The organism is Cryobacterium sp. TMT1-19, from assembly GCF_004403055.1.
Classification (GTDB): domain Bacteria; phylum Actinomycetota; class Actinomycetes; order Actinomycetales; family Microbacteriaceae; genus Cryobacterium; species Cryobacterium sandaracinum.
Genome location: NZ_SOHB01000007.1, coordinates 35,489 through 54,349 on the forward strand (window position 1 = coordinate 35,489; position 18,861 = coordinate 54,349).

At 69.5% G+C, this 18,861-nt stretch carries 12 protein-coding genes; 3 read left to right on the forward strand and 9 right to left on the reverse strand.

What is annotated here, in order from left to right; translation table 11 throughout:
• The first annotated feature begins 22 nt into the window (after nt 1-22).
• Nucleotides 23-2,074, forward strand: coding sequence for a glycogen debranching N-terminal domain-containing protein (locus E3T40_RS01490; protein WP_134542481.1), 2,052 nt, complete (start codon nt 23-25; stop codon nt 2,072-2,074).
• 585 nt (nt 2,075-2,659) lie between these two features.
• Here E3T40_RS01490 and E3T40_RS16820 read toward each other — a convergent pair.
• From E3T40_RS16820 to E3T40_RS01510, 3 genes are read right to left on the reverse strand one after another with little or no spacing between them, the layout of a single operon-like run.
• Nucleotides 2,660-4,873, reverse strand: coding sequence for an FAD-dependent monooxygenase (locus tag E3T40_RS16820; RefSeq protein WP_241981632.1), 2,214 nt, complete (start codon nt 4,871-4,873; stop codon nt 2,660-2,662).
• Nucleotides 4,874-4,893: 20 nt separating this feature from the next.
• The gene (locus tag E3T40_RS01505; RefSeq protein WP_233193928.1) at nt 4,894-6,147 is read right to left on the reverse strand and encodes a type III polyketide synthase; all 1,254 of its coding nucleotides are present in this window, start codon (nt 6,145-6,147) and stop codon (nt 4,894-4,896) included.
• A 55-nt stretch (nt 6,148-6,202) separates the two neighbouring features.
• Complete coding sequence (locus E3T40_RS01510) at nt 6,203-7,054, reverse strand: phosphatase PAP2 family protein (protein ID WP_104171520.1); 852 nt, start codon at nt 7,052-7,054, stop codon at nt 6,203-6,205.
• A 283-nt stretch (nt 7,055-7,337) separates the two neighbouring features.
• On the opposite strand from E3T40_RS01510, the gene E3T40_RS01515 reads away from it, so the two are divergent.
• Nucleotides 7,338-8,276, forward strand: coding sequence for a phosphodiesterase (locus tag E3T40_RS01515; RefSeq protein ID WP_174843625.1), 939 nt, complete (start codon nt 7,338-7,340; stop codon nt 8,274-8,276).
• Here E3T40_RS01515 and E3T40_RS01520 read toward each other — a convergent pair.
• The 6 genes from E3T40_RS01520 to E3T40_RS01545 form a co-directional block, all read right to left on the reverse strand.
• Complete coding sequence (locus E3T40_RS01520; protein ID WP_134542482.1) at nt 8,206-9,936, reverse strand: stealth family protein; 1,731 nt, start codon at nt 9,934-9,936, stop codon at nt 8,206-8,208. The genes E3T40_RS01515 and E3T40_RS01520 overlap by 71 nt on opposite strands.
• 149 nt (nt 9,937-10,085) lie before the next feature.
• On the reverse strand, nt 10,086-10,289 hold the full coding sequence (locus E3T40_RS16825; protein WP_134542483.1) for a DUF1761 domain-containing protein: 204 nt from the start codon (nt 10,287-10,289) through the stop codon (nt 10,086-10,088).
• 143 nt (nt 10,290-10,432) lie between these two features.
• Nucleotides 10,433-10,807: a DUF488 domain-containing protein gene (locus E3T40_RS01530; protein ID WP_104193824.1), complete on the reverse strand. Its 375-nt coding sequence runs from the start codon at nt 10,805-10,807 to the stop codon at nt 10,433-10,435.
• A 52-nt stretch (nt 10,808-10,859) separates the two neighbouring features.
• Nucleotides 10,860-12,863 (reverse strand): thioredoxin domain-containing protein, encoded by a 2,004-nt coding sequence (locus tag E3T40_RS01535; RefSeq protein WP_134542484.1) that lies wholly within the window; start codon nt 12,861-12,863, stop codon nt 10,860-10,862.
• Between the two features lie 81 nt (nt 12,864-12,944).
• Entirely contained in the window at nt 12,945-13,628 is a 684-nt protein-coding gene (pnuC, locus tag E3T40_RS01540; RefSeq protein WP_104171524.1) for a nicotinamide riboside transporter PnuC, read from the reverse strand.
• Nucleotides 13,629-13,764: 136 nt separating this feature from the next.
• A complete protein-coding gene (locus tag E3T40_RS01545; protein ID WP_104171525.1) occupies nt 13,765-14,520 on the reverse strand; it encodes a metalloregulator ArsR/SmtB family transcription factor in 756 nt (251 codons plus the stop codon).
• Nucleotides 14,521-14,641: 121 nt separating this feature from the next.
• Here E3T40_RS01545 and hrpA point away from each other — a divergent pair, with 121 nt between their 5' ends.
• Entirely contained in the window at nt 14,642-18,538 is a 3,897-nt protein-coding gene (gene hrpA, locus E3T40_RS01550; protein WP_134542485.1) for an ATP-dependent RNA helicase HrpA, read from the forward strand.
• Nucleotides 18,539-18,861: the final 323 nt, after the last annotated feature.

The window sequence follows — 18,861 nt, forward strand, 5'->3', positions numbered from 1 at the left end:
CCTCTGGAGTCGTACCTCGCTCATGTTCTCTCACCCCGTCCAGCCTCTGCTCCATGACTCCGCCATCGTTCTGGCGGCCCCGACCCAGGCGTGGTCGCGGTCCGACGGCCAGACCGACAAACCCATCCACGGCTTGTATCACGCGGACACCCGGATCCTCTCCGGCTGGTCCCTGCTGATCGGCGGCCGGACCGGCGAAGCAATCGGACACGCCCAGCGCGGCGCGGGAGAGGTCACCTTCACGTCACTGCTCCGCCACCTCGACGACCGCACCGCCGACCCCCGGCTGCGGCTCGAAGTCACCCGCACGGTCACCGCGGGGCGCCTGACCGAACGGATCGAGATCATCTCGGGACTCGAGCAGGCTGTCGACACGACCGTGTCCGTGCGCCTGACGCCCGATTTCGCCGATATGCAGACCGTGAAGGCCGGCCTCGCGGGGGCCGCCGAGCGCGACGCTTTCGGGGGCGTGGACCTGCCCGCGGCACCGGATGTCGTTGTGACGGAGGCGAGCGGGGGCATCCGTCTGTCGACCGACACCGTGGCGGCGCTGGTCGGGGTGAGCGACGACGGGGTGCTGGCCGGCTCGACCGCCGAGGCTGACACCGAGGTCACCGGCACCTGGTCGGTCACCGTGCCCGCGAAAAGCAGCGTCACCGTGGAGTGGACCGTCGAGATCGCGCACGCGGCCACCGTGGTGCAGGCCGCATCGGGGCTGCCGGAGTGGTCCGGGGTGTCGGTGCGCTCCGGCGATGCGCGCCTCGGACGCTGGGTGGCGCGTGCGCTCGACGACCTGACCGGTCTGCGGATGGCCACCACGACGAGTTCGGCCGAGCCGTTCCTGGCCGCCGGCGCCCCCTGGTTCTTCACCCTGTTCGGCCGGGATTCCCTGTGGGCGGCGCGCTTCCTGCTGCCGCTCGGCACCGAGATCGCGGGCTCCACGCTGCGCCTGCTCGCGCAGCTGCAGGGCACCAAGAGCGACACCGAGACCGCGGAGCAGCCCGGCAAGATCATGCACGAACTGCGCCCCGATCTGTACTCGATGCCCGGCGAGAGCCTGTCGCTGCCGCCGCTGTACTACGGCACCGTCGACGCCACCCCGCTCTGGATCTGCCTGCTGCGCGACGCCTACCGCTGGGGTTTGGCCACCGAAGAGGTCGAGGCTCTGCTGCCTGCCCTCGAAGCGGCCCTCGGCTGGATGCGCGACTTCGGCGACAGCGACGGCGACGGGTTCCTCGAATACGTCGACATCACCGGCCACGGCCTCGCGAACCAGGGCTGGAAGGACTCCGGCGACTCGATCCAGTGGCGCGACGGCAGCCTCGCCGATGGACCGATTGCCCTCTGCGAGGTGCAGGCCTACGCCTACGAGGCCTATATCGGCGGCGCCGAACTGCTCGACGCCTTCGGCAGGGCCGGCGGCGACGCCTGGCGCGCCCGGGCGGCCGCGCTCCAGACCCGGTTCCGGGACTCGTTCTGGATCGACGCGCCCGCCGGCCGCTACCCGGCCGTCGCCCTCGACGCTTTCAAGCGCCCGGTCGACACTGTGACCAGCAACATCGGCCACCTGCTCGGAACCGGGCTGCTCTCCGCGGAGGAGTCCGCCCTCGTGGCCGCCCGGCTCGTGTCCCCGGAGTTGAACTCCGGCTACGGTCTCCGCACGATGTCGACGGACTCCGTCGGCTACTGGCCGCTGAGCTACCACGGCGGCTCGGTGTGGACCCACGACACCGCGATCGCGATCGCCGGCCTGGGGCGCGCCGGTTTCGGTGCCGAGGCCGGCATCCTGATCGAGGGGCTGCTCGCGGCGGCCGAATCATTCGACTACCGCATGCCGGAACTGCACTCGGGCGACGCGTCCTCCCTGGTTGCCGCCGCGGTTCCCTACCCGGCCGCCTGCCGCCCGCAGGCCTGGTCGGCGGCGGCGGCGGTTTCCGTGCTCGGCACCGTGCTCGGCCTGGAACCCGATCCGGTCACCGGTCAGGTCACCTCCACCCCGATCATCCCCGCGGTCGTCGGCGACGTTGCAGTGCGCGGCCTCCGGACCCCGCCGGCGCCGGCCCGCGTCGGCTAGCCGCGGCCCGGCCCGTCGGCCGGCCCGGCTCGCCATGCACATCCAGCTGAGCCTTCCATTCCGTGGCTAACTCAGGAGATTCCACGAGCAGCGGTCCCAGCCCCGCGAAGTTCCGCATGATTCTGCGGGCCAGCCGCACCGTGCGCTCGTTTCTCCTGAGTTAGCCCCAACGACCTTCCCGACCGGGCCAGCCCCGCCCAGCCCGCATCACCCGGCCGGCCCGGGTCATCCGTCGCCCCGGTGCATAACTCCTGCCAATTCCGGTGCGTGCCCGGAACCGCCCAGGCGTCCCGGGCATCCGTGCCGCAGCTCCGCCGAATTGGAGGAGTTGTGCGCACGGACCGACCTGCACCCCGAATCGGGCAGCAGCAGCAGCAGCAGCAGCAGCAGCAGCAGCAGCATCAGCCGCGCACACGTCGTGGCCAACTCAGGAGATTCCGGCGAGCGGCGGCCGCGCCCCCGCAGATTTTCGCATGTTTGCGCGGAGTTCTGCGAGTCGGCCACACCATCCGCACGTTTCTCCTGAGTTAGCCCCAGCGCACCGGGCCGATCGAGTCGAGCGGGCGCGCCGGCGGCGGCGGCGAGCTACAGCCAGCGCATGGTGAAGGCGCGGGCGAGCACGGCGCTGGCAGGCGGCGCCGCGAGGGCGCGCACGAGGCCGTTCCGCGCGCGCAGGCGAAGCCCCTGCACGGGTCCGCCCATCGCCATGTTGAAGTCGGCCTGCCGGGCGGCCATCCGAGCGCTGCGCCGGCGGCGGCGGTCGTAATCCCCGAGCACGCCTGAAGCGGCCTCCGGATCCCGCAGCGCCCGCTCCAGCGCCGGGGCCAGTTGCAGCGCGTCGAGCCACCCGAGGTTCATGCCCTGCCCGCCGATCGGGCTGATCTGGTGCGCCGCGTCGCCGATGAGCACGACCCGTCCCGCTACAAGTCTCGTGGCGAGGCGCTGCTGCACCGAGAAGGCGCTGGCCGCCGCGGTCGTCGGAGGCAGCTGCGTGCCGGTGCGGGCACGGATGAGCGCAGCCAGGTCGTCGGACGTCGCATCGGTCTGCAGGGTCGGGGTCATGGCCACCCAGCGGCGTCGGCCTCCCGGCAACGGGAACGACTCGACCACACCACCCCGCTCGAAGAAGAGCACGGCCTCCCCGGGATGCTCCCCCGTGTCGGGGTAGTCGCTCATCAGATACGTCTCGCCGCCGGTGCGCGCGGTGCAGCGGATGCCGAGTAGGTCGCGCACGAGACTGCGGGCGCCGTCGGCGGCGACCACGTAGCGAGCCTCGAGAGTCTCGCCGGCAGGCACGCCCCCCTCGCCCGTCCCGCTCGTCCCGATCCCCTCGACCGTCCCGTGCGTCCCGCCTGGCTTCGCCGTCTCGACTGTCTTAGCCGTCTCGACCGCGACCCGATCACCGCGCTCGGACACCCCGGTCACCGTTACGCCGCCGCGCAGCCGGCCGGGCGCGAGTTCGGCGAAGCGCGCGCGCAGCACGGCCTCGGTCTCGAACTGCGGCAGAGAGATCACGCTCTGCATCCGGTCGACGGTTTCGGTGAACGCCAGCCGGCCCAGCGTGCGCCCGTCCGAGCGCACCACACCGCCGCGGATGCGCACCGCCCGGGCGAGCACCTCCTCCGCCACACCCAGCTGCTCCAGTGCCCGCAACGACGGCGGGTGGATGCCGATGGCCCGGGATCGCAGCGACGGCTTGCCTCGCTGCTCGATCACCTCCACGTCGACACCGCGCACCGCCAGCAGTCCGGCGAGCAGGATGCCCACCGGTCCCCCGCCGACCACGATCACGTCCCGAACCCGTGCCCCGCTGGCGTTCGCCTGCCCCCGCTCGTGCACGTGCACGCGTTCAGGTTCCCTTTCCGGTCGAGAGTGCCCGTTGCGCCGGTCACTCCTGACCGGAAAGGACACGCTCGCAGGCACCGTCTCAGCAAGAACCGACCCAGCAGGCACCGTGTCAGCAAGAACCGACCCAGCCAACGCCGACCCAGCCGACACAGACGCCGACACAGCCGACGCGAGCCCGGCAGACGCCGGTCCGGCCGGCACCACCCGGCGCAGCACAAGGCGCGACGGATGTTCCCGCGTCACCTGCCACCCGGGCGGCACCACCTCGCGCAGCTCGGCCGCCGTAAAACTGCGGCGAATGGAGGTGAGCCCGTCGTCGCGGATGAACGACCGGCGAAAGAGCGGCCAGGTGCCGAGCCCGAAGCCGAGGTACGCGAACCGGCTGCGTTCGATGTCGGCGTGCAGCACCCGGTGCGCGGCGAGCCGTTCCGAGTCGGCGAGCAGTCCGCCGAGCTGTTCGCCGGTGAGGTGGTGCAGCACATGGTTGGAGACGACGATGTCGAACCGGCGCCTTTCTGCGACGAGATCGGAACTGAGCGCCCGCCGAAACGTCAGTCCGGGCAGTGGGGGCAGGCTCGTCGCGTAGGCGTGGGCGCGGGCATCCGGGTCAACGGCCGTGATGCGCAGGCGCAGGCCGTCCCGGGCGGCCCAGCGGGCCAGCGCCCGCGCCACGTCGCCGCCGCCGCAGCCGACATCGAGCAGGGTGCTCTCCCGAGTGCTCGACAGCAATGGCCGGATATCGCGGCGGTACATCCCGCGCCACCCCGACACCACGGCGTTCACAAACCGGAAGTTCGCGTAGGTGCTGGCGAGTTTGTCGGGGTCGCAGTCGGGGTCGTCCATGAGCTCGACGGCGTCACTCGCGCGCCGGCGCAGCGACGGAACGCGCAGCGACGAGACGCCCAGGAAGGGACGACTCCGCGACGATCGGCGCGGCGAAGGGAAATGCATCGACGGGATGCCCACTTCCGCTACCCGGCGGTGACGGTCATCAGCCCGGATTCGACCGTGAGCCCCGGGCCGAACGCCATCGCGCAGACCCGCTCGCCGTCATCCGTGGCCGGGGAGTCGAGGATGGCCTTGAGCACGAACAGGATCGTCGCGCTGCTCATGTTGCCGTAGGTGCGGAGAGTCTCCCGCGAGGGCACGAGCTGCGCCTCGCTCAGCCCGAGCTTCGCCTCGGTCTTGTCCAGGATGCTGCGCCCGCCCGGGTGGATCGCCCAGTGCGCGATCGCGGTGGCCGGTGTGGTGACCGGCGCGACGTCAACCGGTGCGACCAGGGTTGCGACCGACCCGGCCGAGACACCCTCCGGCACCCCGGCAGGCAGGAGCGACGGCACCCTGGAAGGCACAAGCGCCGGCGCCAACACTGCGCTGAGCGCGACGTCCCGCGCGAAGAGGGGTGCCAGCGCCCCCTCGATGTGCTGGTCGATGATGTGCGGCACGTAGGTGCTGAGGATCATCTCGAACCCTTCGTCGCCGATCTTCCAGGCCATGTCCCCCTCGCCGATAGGCGTGATCACGGTCTCGAACAGGTCGAGGTTGAGGGCCTTCTCGCCCGCCGCGGGGGCGCGGGAGCTGACGATCCCAGCCGCAGCTCCATCCGAGAACAGCGAGGAGGCGACGATCGTGTCCGGGTCGTCCGAGGCGCGCAGGTGCAGCGAACACAGCTCGGCGCTGACGACGAGCACGACGGCGTTCGGGTCTGCGTCGACGAACTGCTTCGCCGTGCGCAGGGCGGGCATCGACGCGTAGCAGCCCATGAAGCCGAGGTGGTAGCGCTGGGTCGCGGGGTTCAGGCCCAGCTCGCGCACGAGCATGTAGTCGGGTCCCGGAGCGTAGAACCCGGTGCACGACACGGTAACCACATGCGTGATGTCCGAGGCCTCGATGCCGGGGCACGCCTCGAGGGCCCGCCGCCCGGCCTCGACGAACAGCTTCGTCGCCTCCACGATGTAGAGCTCGTTGCGCACCCGGGTGCTCGGCTTGAGCAGCTCCTGCGTGGCGGCGTCGAAGAACTGGGGATCGGACGACGCCCCGTCGAGGGTGAGCTCGTCAATGACGGTGTGCCGGGTGTCGATCCCGGACAGGTTGAACGACGCGGTCACCAGGCGCTGGGCCAGGCGGCTGAGTCCCGGCTGGGCGGCGAAGATGTCGCGCACCTGATCCTGGATCAGTACTGTCGGGGGGACCACGGTCTGGAGCGCTCTAAGAGTGACGGGCATAGCCCCAGTGTTACACGTGGGCACGGCCCGGCACACCCCCGTAAATGCCGTCAGATCAGGGCAGCGGGGCGAACAGACGGATGCCCGTGAGCCCGATCCCGAGCCCCGCGGCAACGATCGCGGTGACGCCGCCGATGTACGCGATGAGGGTTCCCGGGGTATCGCCGAACGCGCGGAAGTACGTGACCAGGAACGCGGCGACCGCGACCGCGGCGAACGGGATCAGGATGCGCAGCTGCAGGCGGTCGACTCTGGGCGGGCGGGCGTTCGTCCCGCCGCGCGGTGCACCGCCCATCGACCACGGGCCGCGGGTCAGCACCAGACCGGCCACGCAACCCCAGACCGCCACGACGAGCAGAGCCGCGATGACATCGCTGGGCCGATGCCAGCCGTTCGCCAGCGTGGCGACCCCGGCCAGGATGGCGAAGCCGGAACCGCCGAGGGCGGCGAGGCCGCGGGCACGTGGACTCGCGACCAGGAAGACGGCGAGAGCGGATGCCGCCGCCACCGTTGTATGTCCCGAGGGGAACGAGTTGCCGTCGTAGCCCTCCACCCCGAGGTCCGGCCGGGTCAGGAGCATGATCTTCAGCAGCTGAGTGCTCAACACGGCGGCCAGCGCTACCCCACAGGCCACGATCAGGGTCCTGCCGTTGCGCCGAACGACGGTCACGACCCCGGTGAGCAGCAGTCCGGCGATGACGGAGACCAGCGGAACGGCATCCAGCAACTCCTGCGCGAGCGGGGTGACGCTGCGGCGTCCGAACTCCGCGCCGTCGAAGGCGAGCTGGTCCATGGTCTGGCCGGAGAGGGTGCGCACGAAGTAGAGGTAGAGCCCGGCGAACAGGATGATTGCGACGAACGCCCCCACCAGGTAGCGAACGGGGCTGATCGACGAAGAGGTGCGCACGCTCTAGCTTCGCACGCGGCGGCGCGGTTGACTCCGTTCGGACCTCGGGCCTGACCCATCCCTCGGTGAGCCACCTCGGCCGAGCAGCCGTTGCAGGCTCGAGAGGGTACGAAGGAGACCACGTCCTGATCTCGCGGTGACGACGGGCCCGAAGGCGAAACACCCGGGCTCTTCACTGTGTTCGCCTGGCATTCACCTAAGGTTCAGCTCATGCTGCTCAAATAATCAGAGTAGAGTCAGCCAACTCTTCGAAGAGCTCTTAGCCCCAACGAATGGATGCTCCGTGAACATTCGAACGGCCGAATACCCCAAGCCGGATCATTTTCTACTCCACCTCAGCGACACCCACCTGCTTGCGAACGGCGGGCGCCTGTACGACCAGGTCGACAGCACCGCCCATCTCGCGCAGCTGTTCGCGGAGGTCGAAGCCTCCTCCGGCCGACCCAACGCCATCATCATCACGGGCGACCTGGCCGACAAGGGCGAACCGGATGCCTACCGGGCCGCTCAACGGATCGTCGAGCCGGCCGCGGCGCGGCTCGGTGCCCGCGTCTTCTGGGTGATGGGCAACCACGACGATCGGGCGGCGTTCCGCAGCACGCTGCTGAACGAGCCGGCGACCACCGAGCCGATCGACCACGTCGACTACATCGGCGGCCTGCGCCTGATCACGCTCGACACCTCCGTTCCCGGCCACCACCACGGCGCCGTGACCGACGACCAACTGCGCTGGCTGGCCGGCCAGCTGAGCGTTCCGGCGCCGGACGGCACCATTCTGGCCATGCACCACCCGCCCGTGCCGAGCGTGCTCGACCTGGCCGTGTCGGTCGAGTTGCGCGGCCAGGCCCGTCTTGCACAGGTGTTGCGCGGCTCGGATGTGCGCAGCATCCTCGCCGGGCACCTGCACTACTCCTCGACCGCGACGTTCGCGGGCATTCCGGTGTCGGTGGCGTCGGCCACCTGCTACACCCAGGACCTGAATGTTCCGGTCGGCGGCACGCGCGGCCGCGACGGGGCACGCACCTTCAACCTCGTGCATGTGTTCGCTGACACGGTGCTGCACTCGGTCGTTCCGCTGGGTGACTACCCGGCGCTGGACTACGTCGACGCGACGGAAAGTGCGCGACGGCTCGCCGGCGACAACATCCGGATCATGCCCGCGGGTACTCTGCCAACGTTCCGCGAACCCCCGATGACCACACCGATCCCGGTTCTGCACTAGACGGCGGCGTGTGCCCGGCCTGGCCGGGAACGAGCTGGTTCTCGCGTTCCCACGGGGCGACTATCGGGAAGTAACGTTCGAGGAAGTCGGTCACGGCCGCGCGGCGAACCTCGTCGGAGATCTCCGGGTTGCTGCCGTCGTTCAGGCAGAACATGTCCTGGTCGCGGCGCTTGCGCAGGGCGTTCATCTGACGCAGTGCCAGCTTCAGCGTGGTTTCGATGTACAGCGAGCGCGCCTGGGTCTGCTCGACCGCCCGCCCGGTCATCAGCGCGTAGTAGTGGTACAGCGAGTTCGTGACCGAGATATCAGTCGCTGAGCGGAACTGGCTGGCCGCGGTGCGGGCGAAATCGCCGGGGAACTCCGCTTCGAGTTCCTGCATCACACTCCTGCGGAGCGGCGCCGCCGTGTGCTCGAGGTGCCGCGTGGTGACCTTGCCGAACCGATCGCGCAGCAGGGCGCGGTTGACCCGGGCGCCGTTCTCGAAGCCGCTGCGGCTGGTGTTGTTCTCGCCGAGGCCGATCCGGGTGGATGCCTCGATGAACTTGGTCACGCCGCCCGGAGAGAAGAACAGTTCCGGTCCGACAGGGCGGCCGAAGAACATGTCGTCGTTGGAATAAAGGAAATGCTCGGCCAGTCCGGGGATGCGGTGCAGCTGGCTCTCAACGGCGTGCGAGTTGTGCGTGGGCAGAACACTCAGGTCGGGGAAGAAATCCTCGCTGCGCATGATGGTGACGCGCGGGTGCTCCGCCAGCCACACCGGAGCCGGCGAATCCGTGGCGATGAAGATGCGGCGCACCCAGGGCGCGAACATGTAGACGCTGCGGAGGGCGTACTTGAGCTCATCGATCTGGCGGAAACGGGCATCCGAATCGTCGCCGTCGCCGACGACATAGGCCTGCATGCGCTTGGCCCGTTCTCGCTGAAAATCACTGGACGAGCCGTCGACCCAGGAGAAGACCATGTCGATGTCGAAACTGACGTCGCTGGCCAGGTCGTCGAACATGTGTTGCAGGGTGCGCCAGCTGCGCCCGAAGAGATCGATTGTGGTCTCGCGGGCCTCCGCACGCGGCAGACGTGCCCGCATCAGCGAGTTCTCGACGGGCGCGACGATCTCATCATCGCCGAAGTGCCAGAGCTCGAACTGGAAGGCTGTCTCGGCGCCGTAGCGCAGGCGGCCGATCGGCTCGATGCGCGGGCGGTAGACCCGGAAGACGGATGACTTGCGCAGCGTCGTCAGGGCACCGTCCGCCAGTAACAGGGCCGGGGTCAGATTCCCGTCGAGGGGCTTGGCGTAGAAGGGCTCGTTCGCGAAAGCCTCCACAAGGATGCGGGTGAGGTTCTTGCGGCGTTTGCGGTCGACCGCGATCACCGGGCGGTCCCCGTCGCCGCGCACGAGCAGGAAGTCGATGCCGGCCCGTTCGAGCGCGTCGCGGACCGCGAGGAGGTCCTTGACCATCGACTCGTGGGGGGTGAAGTGGCCGTTGATCAGGTTGATCTCGCCCTTGCGCACGACCACGTCATCACGGTCGAAACGGCGGGTGCGCGGGTCGGGTGCGAGCAGCACGAGCTCGGGTTCCTGGCTCAGCGTCAGCACGGGCAGGTTGTCTGCCGGTTCGTTCGAGGAGCGACGCTCGGTTTCCGGGCGATCGAACGTGGCCATGGTCCTCCTCGAGAAGAATTGGGAACACTCATTCACGAGGCAACCACACGCAGTGCCGGGGAGAGTGCGTCCGTTGATGCCGGACAGTAACGACCGGTCCAGAGACCGGAGCGGAGCAGCCGGCGGAACGCGGTGGCGCCGCTCTTATTCTACGTCTTCTGCGTCCCCCGCTCGCCGGGGTGACGGGACCGCCCGGTGATCGCGGTCGAGCCCGTGCGCATGCTTTCCTCGTCGTGGCCGACGGCTTTCATCCAGGAGGTACCGAACGTCTGGCGCGAGTACCCGATCGCGCCGACGACCATGCTGGACGCGGTGGCCAGGAGTACGGCCCAGATGTTGATTTCGGGAACCATCGCCGGAGTCCGTTCGGTCGTCGGCGCCGACCGATGAGGTCGGCTGGCTTCAGGTTACCGGCTTGAGGTTACCGGCTTGAAGTTACTTCGGAGGCCCGACGGCCGGCGCGATTTCCGCTCAGGTATCGGGTCAGGCGAACGGGTCAGGCCCTGTCAATCACATACTCGGCCAGGATCCTGGCGTGGTTCACCATCGGGTCCCGAGCGCCGTAGAGCAGCGTGGTTGTCGTCTGCTTCTCCTCGTCGCGGGCGATGAGCGTGCGGAGTTCCTGCACGGCCGCCGTCGTCTCGGGTGCGGTGTCGAGTTCGGCCCGGTAGCGCACCGCGAACTCATCCAGAAGGGCCCGGTCGTGGTTCCACCACCGGCGCAGCTCCGGGCTGGGCGCGATCTGCTTGAGCCAGGCGTCGAGCCGGGCTTCCTCCTTCGAGACTCCGCGCGGCCACAGCCGGTCGACCAGCACCCGGGTCCCGTCGCTCGCGGAAAGTTCGTCGTAGACCCGCTTGATCTGTATGCCCATCTGTCCATTCTGTTCCCGGTGCGGCCACCGGGCCGACCAGCCTCCGTCCGGGTCAGGGCATCGGCAGGTCGGCGGGATCGGTGACGGGCAGGCGGCAGACGAAGTCACGGCAGAGGTAGGCCGTCGGCAGACCCTGGTGTGCGACCCGGCCGCGGAACAGTTCGAAGCCGGCGTCGGCGAAGGCCTGCGCCTGAACCTCGGTGACGGATGCGACGAGCCCGCTCCCGCGTCGGCGCACCGCGTCGAGCAGTGCGGCGGGTTGCTCGGGGGCGGCCGCGTCCGGCCCTGCCCCCGGCCCGACCACGTTCGCACCGACCACCACGAGTTGTTCCACGGGGCCGGTCAGAATGCCGGACAGTCGCAGGGCCGCCCCGAAGGCGAGCGGGCGTTCGAGTGCGCGCTCGGCGAGGGCCGCCATCGCGGCAACGGCGGCCGCGCGGTAGCGGTCGTCGGCGGTCAGCAGGTAGAGCAGGTTCGCCGCCTCTGCGGTCGCCGTGATCCCGGACGGGTAGGCCCCCTCCGACGGGTCGACGTCCAGGGCGAGTCCCTGCGCGGCAAGCACCGGGTCGGGCCCGTCGGGAGCGCGAAACGGCATCCCGCCGGCGACAGTGCCGGCAGTGCCGGCGGCGTCGGTGGGTGCACTGGTACCGGGAGTGCCGGAGCCAGGGATGTCGGCGGCGGACGGTACCGTTTTGGCATCCGTTCCCCCCAGCGTGCCGTCGATGAGCCGGCGCGCGGCCGTGGCATAGCGCACCTCGCCCGTGGCCAGAGCAAGCTCGAGGAGACCCTGTGCACACATCCCGAAGTCCTCCAGGGTGGCCTGAGCGGCAGACGTGCGCCCCGCGATGGAGGCCCGCACGAGGCTGCCGTCCCGGCGCAGGTGACGCGTGAGCAGGTGGTCGGCGGCCCTCGCGGCCGCCGTCGTGAGGTCGGGATCGGCGAGGGCGAACCCGGCGCGGGCCAGGGCTCTGATGGCAAGGCCGTTCCAGCCGGTGAGCACCTTTTCATCGAGCGCGGGCGGCTCCTCCTGCCGCCGGGCGTCCTCGTCCAGGGTGTAGTAGACGCCCTCGACGCGGCGACCGGCAACGGTGCTCTCGGAGTCCTGGGCGCTGGCGAACCCGCCGCCGGGCAGGCGCAGCACGGTCGTGAGGAACCCGGCGACACCCTCCGCGACCGTCTGCGCCCATTTCTCGCCGGTGAGCTGCCAGGCCTGGGTGTAGAGGTCGAGCAGCTGCGCGTTGTCGTAGAGCATCCGCTCGTAGTGCGGGTCGCTCCAGTCCCGGTTCACGGCGTAGCGGAAGAAACCGCCCTCCACCGGGTCTCGCAGGGGCGAGGCACCCATGTGCTTCAGGGTGCGCAGGGCGAGGGCCTGCGCTTCCGGAACCTGTCCCACGGCACCCGGCCGGCCGAGCAGAAACCCCAGCACCGGCGCTACGGGAAACTTGGGCGCGCCGCCGAATCCGCCGAAGCGGGGGTCTTCCAGGCCCACGAGTTCGGCCTGGACCCGGTCGAGCGCGGCGGGGCCGGGCAGCGCTCCGCCGGCACCCCGCTGCACGGCGGCGGCCGCGAGCGCTTCGGCGACGAGGGACGCGCTTGCGGTGACCTCGGCGCGGCGGTTCGTCCAGGCATCCGTCACCGCTTCAAGCACCTGCCGGAACGACGGATGCCCCGGCAACGGCAACGGCGGAAAGTAGGTGCCGGCGTAGAAGGCCTGCCCGTCGGGGGTGACGAACACGTTGAGCGGCCAGCCGAGCCCGCCCACGAAGGCGCTGGCCGCGGCGAGGTAGCTGGCGTCGACCTCGGGATGCTCCTCCCGGTCGACCTTGATGCTCACGAAGTGCCGGTTCAGGTAATCGGCGAGCTCCGGGTCGCTAAAGCTCTCCCGGGCCATGACGTGGCACCAGTGGCAGGTCGAGTAGCCGATCGAGACGAGCACGGGCAGATCGCGCAGCCGAGCCTCCACGAAGGCCTCCGAACCCCAGCCGTACCAGGCAACGGGATTGTCGGCGTGCGAGCGCAGATAGGGGCTGATTGCGTCGGCGAGGTGGTTGGACATGCCTCCATTGTGCCGCTGTCCCCGGCCCGACGCTCCCTGCGTATTTCTTCAACGAACCTGAGCGGAGCAGGTCAGGGCCGGTCAGAGCCGGGCGGCCACCAGGTCGACCGCGAGGGCCCTGCGGGCGCGGCGCTGCACGCGCATCCAGACGAAGAAGCCGGCGAGGGTGAACGCGCCGTAGAAGATGTAGAGGATGGCCGAGGCGTAGTAGCCGGCGCTGAGCAGCAACGGCACCCCGACGATGTCGACCGCCACCCAGATCAGCCAGAACTCGGTCCAGCCCTTCGCCATGCCGTACGTGGCCAGCAACGAGCCGGTGAAGATCCAGGCATCGGCCCAGACGGGCTCGAACGAGCCGAGCGCACGGAAGACCGGCGTGAGCACCAGAGTGCCCGCGACGAGCCCGAATCCGAGCAGGATGCGCGCGCGAGCACCGGCCCAGTGCGGGGCCACGGCAGCCTGCGCGCTCCCCCGGCGATAAGTGGACCACTGGACCCAGCCGAAGATCGACACGACGATGAACATGATCTGCCGCCCGGCCTGGCCGAGCAGATTGACCGGGTTGGGCGTGCCGAACACGGCGCCGAGGAACACCGTGAACAGCAGCACGTTGCCCGCGATTCCGATCGGCCAGGCCCACACCTTACGGCGCATCCCGCCGACGGCGCTCAGGATGCCGAAGGCGTTGCCGATGATCTCGCGCCAGAGAATGGTCTGGGTTCCGATCTGCAGCTGTGCGTCGAAAAGCCACTCGATCGGGTTCATCCGTCATCTTCCTCGCCGGGCGGTTCCCGCCCTCCCCAACCTAACCCTCCTCCCGGGCCGTTATTCCCGGTGGCGGCAGGGCGGAGCGAGACCGCGCGAGGCGGAGCGCGTCAGTTCACGTCGTCGGGCTGCGCGCTCACCCGGCCGTCGGGCTCGGCTCGACCCACTCGCTTCCGAGGTGCAAATGGCACAGCTCGGGGCCCACGAACGGGCGCAGCCCGACCTGGTCCGGGTCGTGGCCCAGCTCGCGGGCGACCCCGCGCACGAGGCCTAGGTGCACCGAGCAGATGACGTCGGGGGCGTCCCGCGCATCGGCGCGGAACGGGCAGGCCAGCAGGGTGATCAGCGGGGCGGCAACGACGGCGACGCCGTCGGAGGCCCCGTCGCCCGCCGCGGACTCGGCTTCCGCAGCCGAAGCCGGCTCCACCGCCGAAACCAGCTCCGGATCGAAGCCGAGCCGGTCGAGGATACTCAGCAGCGGCGCGATGCCCTCCGCGGCGCTCCCCCGCAGCTCGTCGGCGTAGCTCTCGGCCCAGGTCTCACCGGCGCGGATCGCCCGGGCCCGCCCGCTGTCGGCGTCCTCGGCGAGCGCGGTGGCCAGCACCCGGCTCAGATCGTGCTGGGCACCGCCTTCCCGGGCGGCGGGTCCAGCGGTGAAGAGAATTCGCGGGCGGCCACGCGTTCCCGCGCGCCCGACGGCGCGCCGGATCAGGTCGGCGTTCTCGAGCTGATCGAGATGGAATCGGGCGGTCGTCACGTGCAGCCCGATGCGCGCCGCGACCGCGGCGGCGTCGAGCGGGGTAGCCGATCCCATCAGGAGGTCGAGCACCTGGCGGCGCGCGTCGGAGGCCAGGGCGGCGTGCCGGTCCCCCGACCCTTCGTCGTTGATCATTCTTTGATGCTAACATCGTGCGGTTAAAAACGCGCCGATACAACCACAGCCGTCGGGCCGATCACCAGGCGAACCCGGGCAGCATCCGTCGTTCACCGCGAGGTCATACGATGGAAAGCTCATGATCCCCGTCGAAGTCACCTTCCCGCCCGAGCTTCCGGTCAGCCAGCGCCGGGAGGACATCGCGCGCGCCATCCGTGACAACCAGGTGGTCATCGTCGCCGGCGCGACGGGTTCCGGCAAGACCACGCAGCTGCCGAAGATCTGCCTCGAGCTGGGCCGGGAGAACATCGGCCACACGCAACCCCGCCGTCTCGCCGCGCGCACGATCGCTGAACGCATCGCCGAGGAACTCGGACAGGAAGTCGGCCAGACGGTCGGCTACCAGGTGCGGTTCACCGACCAGGTCGGCCCGGACACCCGCATCAAGCTGATGACCGACGGCATCCTGCTCAACGAGATGCACCGCGACCGTCTGCTGCGGAAGTACGACACGATCATCATCGACGAGGCGCACGAGCGCAGCCTCAACATCGACTTCCTGCTCGGCTACCTGCGTCAGCTGCTGCCGCAGCGCCCCGACCTCAAGCTCATCATCACCTCCGCGACGATCGACCCGCAGAGCTTCGCCGAGCATTTCGCCACGCCCGACGGCACGCCGGCCCCGATCATCGAGGTCTCCGGGCGCACCTACCCGGTGGAGATCCGCTACCGGCCGCTGGTCGTCGAGGTGATGGACGGCGACGACGACGACACGACGGATGCCGCGCCCACGGTGGACAGGGACTACATCGAGGGAATCTCCGCCGCGCTCGATGAGCTCGAACGGGAGTCCAGCGGCGACGTTCTGGTCTTCCTCAGCGGTGAGACCGAGATTCGGGACGCCGCGGACGCCCTGCAGGGCAAGTACGCCTCCTCGGGGCGCACCAGCCCCACCGAGATCCTGCCGCTGTACGGGCGGCTCTCCTCCGCCGACCAGCACAAGGTGTTCCAGCCGTCGAAGGTCGCCGGCGTGCGACGCCGCATCGTGCTGGCGACGAACGTGGCGGAGACCAGCCTGACCGTGCCGGGCATCCGCTACGTCATCGACGCCGGGACCGCCCGGATCAGCCGGTACAGCGTGCGCTCGAAGGTGCAGCGGCTGCCGATCGAGGCCATCTCGCAGGCCTCCGCGAACCAGCGCTCGGGCCGAAGCGGCCGCACCAGCGACGGTATCGCCATCCGCCTCTATTCGGAGGAGGACTTCGCGCGCCGGCCCGAGTACACCGAGCCGGAGGTGCTGCGCACGAACCTCGCCGCGGTCATCCTGCAGATGATCTCGCTGGGCCTCGGCGACATCGCCGCATTCCCGTTCCTCACCCCGCCCGACTCGCGCGGCATCAAGGACGGCCTCGACCTGCTCGCCGAGCTCGGCGCGGTGGCTGCGCTCACCGCCGGCCACAAATCCGGCATCTCCAAGCCCGGCATCTCCACACTGACCCGCATCGGCCGGCAGCTGGCGCAGCTGCCCATCGATCCTCGGTTCGGGCGAATGGTGATCGAGTCGAAGACGCAGGCGGTGAGCCGCGAGGTGATGGTGATCGTCTCCGGGCTCACCATCCAGGACCCGCGCGAACGGCCCCTCGAGCGCCGCGCGCAGGCCGACCAGCAGCACGCCCGGTTCACCGACCCGACGAGCGACTTCCTGAGCCTGCTGAACCTCTGGAACTACCTCGAGACGCAGCAGAAGGAGCTCGGTTCCAGCGCCTTCCGACGCCTCTGCAAGAACGAGTTCCTCAACTATCTGCGCGTGCGCGAATGGCAGGACGTGTACAAGCAGTTGCGCCAGATGGCCAAGCCGCTCGGTCTCCACATCGGGGATCCCAGCGTGAATCCCGATGGGATCCACCGCTCGCTCCTCGCCGGTCTGCTTTCCCACATCGGTCTCAAGGACACCGCCAAGAAGGACTACATCGGCGCGCGCCAGCAGCGTTTCGTGATCTTCCCGGGCTCGGCGCTCGCGAAGAAGCAGCCGAACGCCGTGATGAGCGCGGAACTGGTCGAGACCAGCCGCCTGTTCGCCCGGATGAACGCGGTCGTCGACCCCGCGTGGGCCGAGCCGCTCGCCGGCGACCTCTGCAAGCGCAGCTACTCCGAGCCGCACTGGGAGAAGAAGCAGGGCGCGGTCGTCGCCTACGAGCGGGTCACCCTGTACGGGGTGCCGATCGTGCCGCGCCGCCGGATCCAGTTTTCCCGGGTCGACCCGGCGTACGCTCGCGACCTATTCATCCGGCACGCGCTCGTCGAGGGTGAATGGGACCTTGACCGAATCGACCAGCGCGTCACGGCCTTCGACCGGGCGAACACGAGTCTGCGCAAGGAACTCGCCGAACTCGAGGAGCGCACGCGGCGCCGTGACATCCTGTTCGACGACGAGGTCGTGTTCGAGTTCTACCAGAAACGCATTCCCGCCGACGTATGCTCATCGCGCACGTTCGAAACCTGGTGGCGCCAGGCGCGCACCCAGACGCCCGATCTGCTCACGATGACCGCCGAGGCACTGGTGCCCGAGGACGCGCCGGAGATCGACGAGGCCGTGTTCCCGCCGATCTGGCGCCAGGGCGACCAGAAGTTCGCGCTCAGCTACCGGTTCGAGCCCGGCGCGGACGACGACGGCGTGACCGTGCAGATCCCGCTGGCCCTGCTCGCGAGGCTCTCTCCCACCGGCTTCGACTGGCAGGTACCGGGCCTCCGCGCCGACCTGGTGACCGCACTGATCAAGTCGCTGCCCAAGAGCATCCGTCGCAACGTGGTGCCGGCGGGAGACTGGGCCAAGCGACTGCTGAACGAGTTGCCGCCGGCGCCGGGCGAGGTCTCGGTCGGGGTGTCGGGCCTGGGCGAAGCCACCCGCGGGTCCTTGTTCGACCGCGACGATGTCCCCTTCACCGAGACGCTCGCCGCCCTGATCCAGAAGCTCACCTACGTGTCCGTGAAGGCGAACGACTTCGAGCTGGTCCGGGTTCCGGCCCACCTTCACATGACGTTCCGTGTCGTGGACGAACGCGGTCGCCCGAGCGCCTCCGGCAAGGACCTGCTGGAACTGCAGCGCCGGCTCGGCACCCAGGCCCGCGAGAGCGTGGCCGCGGCATCCGCTGCCACCCCCACCAATGCGATCGAGCGCACCGGACTCACCACCTGGGATTTCCCGGAGCTGCCCCGGTTCCTCGACACCAGGCAGGGTGACAACACCATCCGCGGCTACCCGACCCTCGTCGACGAGGGTGCGTCGGTGGCGATCCGCATGATGAGCACGGAGGCCGAGCAGGCCCGCACCCTGCCCGATGGCGTGCGTCGCCTGCTGCTGCTCGCCACGCCCTCCCCGGTGGCCTACGTGCAGCAGCACCTCACCGGGGCAGAGAAGCTCAGCCTGGCCACCAGCCCGTATCGCACCACCCAAGCGCTGTTCGACGACTGCCTCGCGGCGAGCGTCGACGACGTGCTGTTCCGGGTGAAGCCCGGCGGCCAGGTGTTCATGCACGCCGAGTTCGACACCATCCGCGACCGGGTGTCCGGCGTCGTGATGGATTCCATGTTCGATACGGTGGGCCTCGTCGCCCGCATCCTCGCCGCCGCGCGCGCCGCCGACAAGGCGCTCAAGGCGTCCACCAGCATGGCCCTGCTCCCGGCCCTGACGGATGCCCGCGCGCAGCTGGCCGGGCTCGTCTACCCCGGTTTCGTGAGCGCCACGGGACTCGTGCAGCTGCGGCACTTGCCGCGATACCTCGGCGGCATCACCGCGCGCATCGTGAAGCTCAGCGACAATCCGAGCCGCGACCGGGTCTGGATGAACGAGAGCCAGGCAGCCACGGGCCGGTTCGAGGATGCCGGCGGCACGATCCCCCTGCAGGCAAACGCGGCCGCCAACCTGGTGCGTGCGCGCTGGCTGATCGAGGAACTTCGGATCAGCCTCTTCGCCCAGGAACTGAAGGCCGCGGAGCCCGTGTCCCTCCAGCGGATCCACAAGGCCCTGACCGGCTGAGGTCTCCGTCGTTCTCGGTATCCGGCACCGCTGCGCTGGATCATCGGTAGCCCACCTGCCCGAAGTCAGCGTTGAGGTGGTCCTCCAAACGATCCCTCATCGATACGGGTCCGGGCTGGGCTCCGGGCGGGGCTCCATTAGAAGGCGTATATAACTACGATAAATCTTTAGCTTTTTCTAAGCTAGCATGGTTTATTTGTTCACAATGAGGTAAACTCGGATTTGTGACCAACCTCCTGGAACACCCCGAAGCGGATGCCGCGCACGGCCTGTCCGCGGCGGCTCGGGCGGTCGCGGAGCTGCATGCTCTCGCGGCGGGGCTC

Coding starts and splice junctions, on each gene's coding strand:
- hrpA (WP_134542485.1), top strand. CDS start 14,642: ATGATCCCCGTCGAAGTCACCTTCCCGCCCGAGCTTCCGGTCAGCCAG.
- E3T40_RS01505 (WP_233193928.1), bottom strand. CDS start 6,147: ATGCCCGTCACTCTTAGAGCGCTCCAGACCGTGGTCCCCCCGACAGTA.
- E3T40_RS01545 (WP_104171525.1), bottom strand. CDS start 14,520: ATGATCAACGACGAAGGGTCGGGGGACCGGCACGCCGCCCTGGCCTCC.
- E3T40_RS16820 (WP_241981632.1), bottom strand. CDS start 4,873: ATGCATTTCCCTTCGCCGCGCCGATCGTCGCGGAGTCGTCCCTTCCTG.
- E3T40_RS16825 (WP_134542483.1), bottom strand. CDS start 10,289: ATGGTTCCCGAAATCAACATCTGGGCCGTACTCCTGGCCACCGCGTCC.
- pnuC (WP_104171524.1), bottom strand. CDS start 13,628: ATGAACCCGATCGAGTGGCTTTTCGACGCACAGCTGCAGATCGGAACC.
- E3T40_RS01535 (WP_134542484.1), bottom strand. CDS start 12,863: ATGTCCAACCACCTCGCCGACGCAATCAGCCCCTATCTGCGCTCGCAC.
- E3T40_RS01520 (WP_134542482.1), bottom strand. CDS start 9,936: ATGGCCACGTTCGATCGCCCGGAAACCGAGCGTCGCTCCTCGAACGAA.
- E3T40_RS01530 (WP_104193824.1), bottom strand. CDS start 10,807: ATGGGCATACAGATCAAGCGGGTCTACGACGAACTTTCCGCGAGCGAC.
- E3T40_RS01490 (WP_134542481.1), top strand. CDS start 23: ATGTTCTCTCACCCCGTCCAGCCTCTGCTCCATGACTCCGCCATCGTT.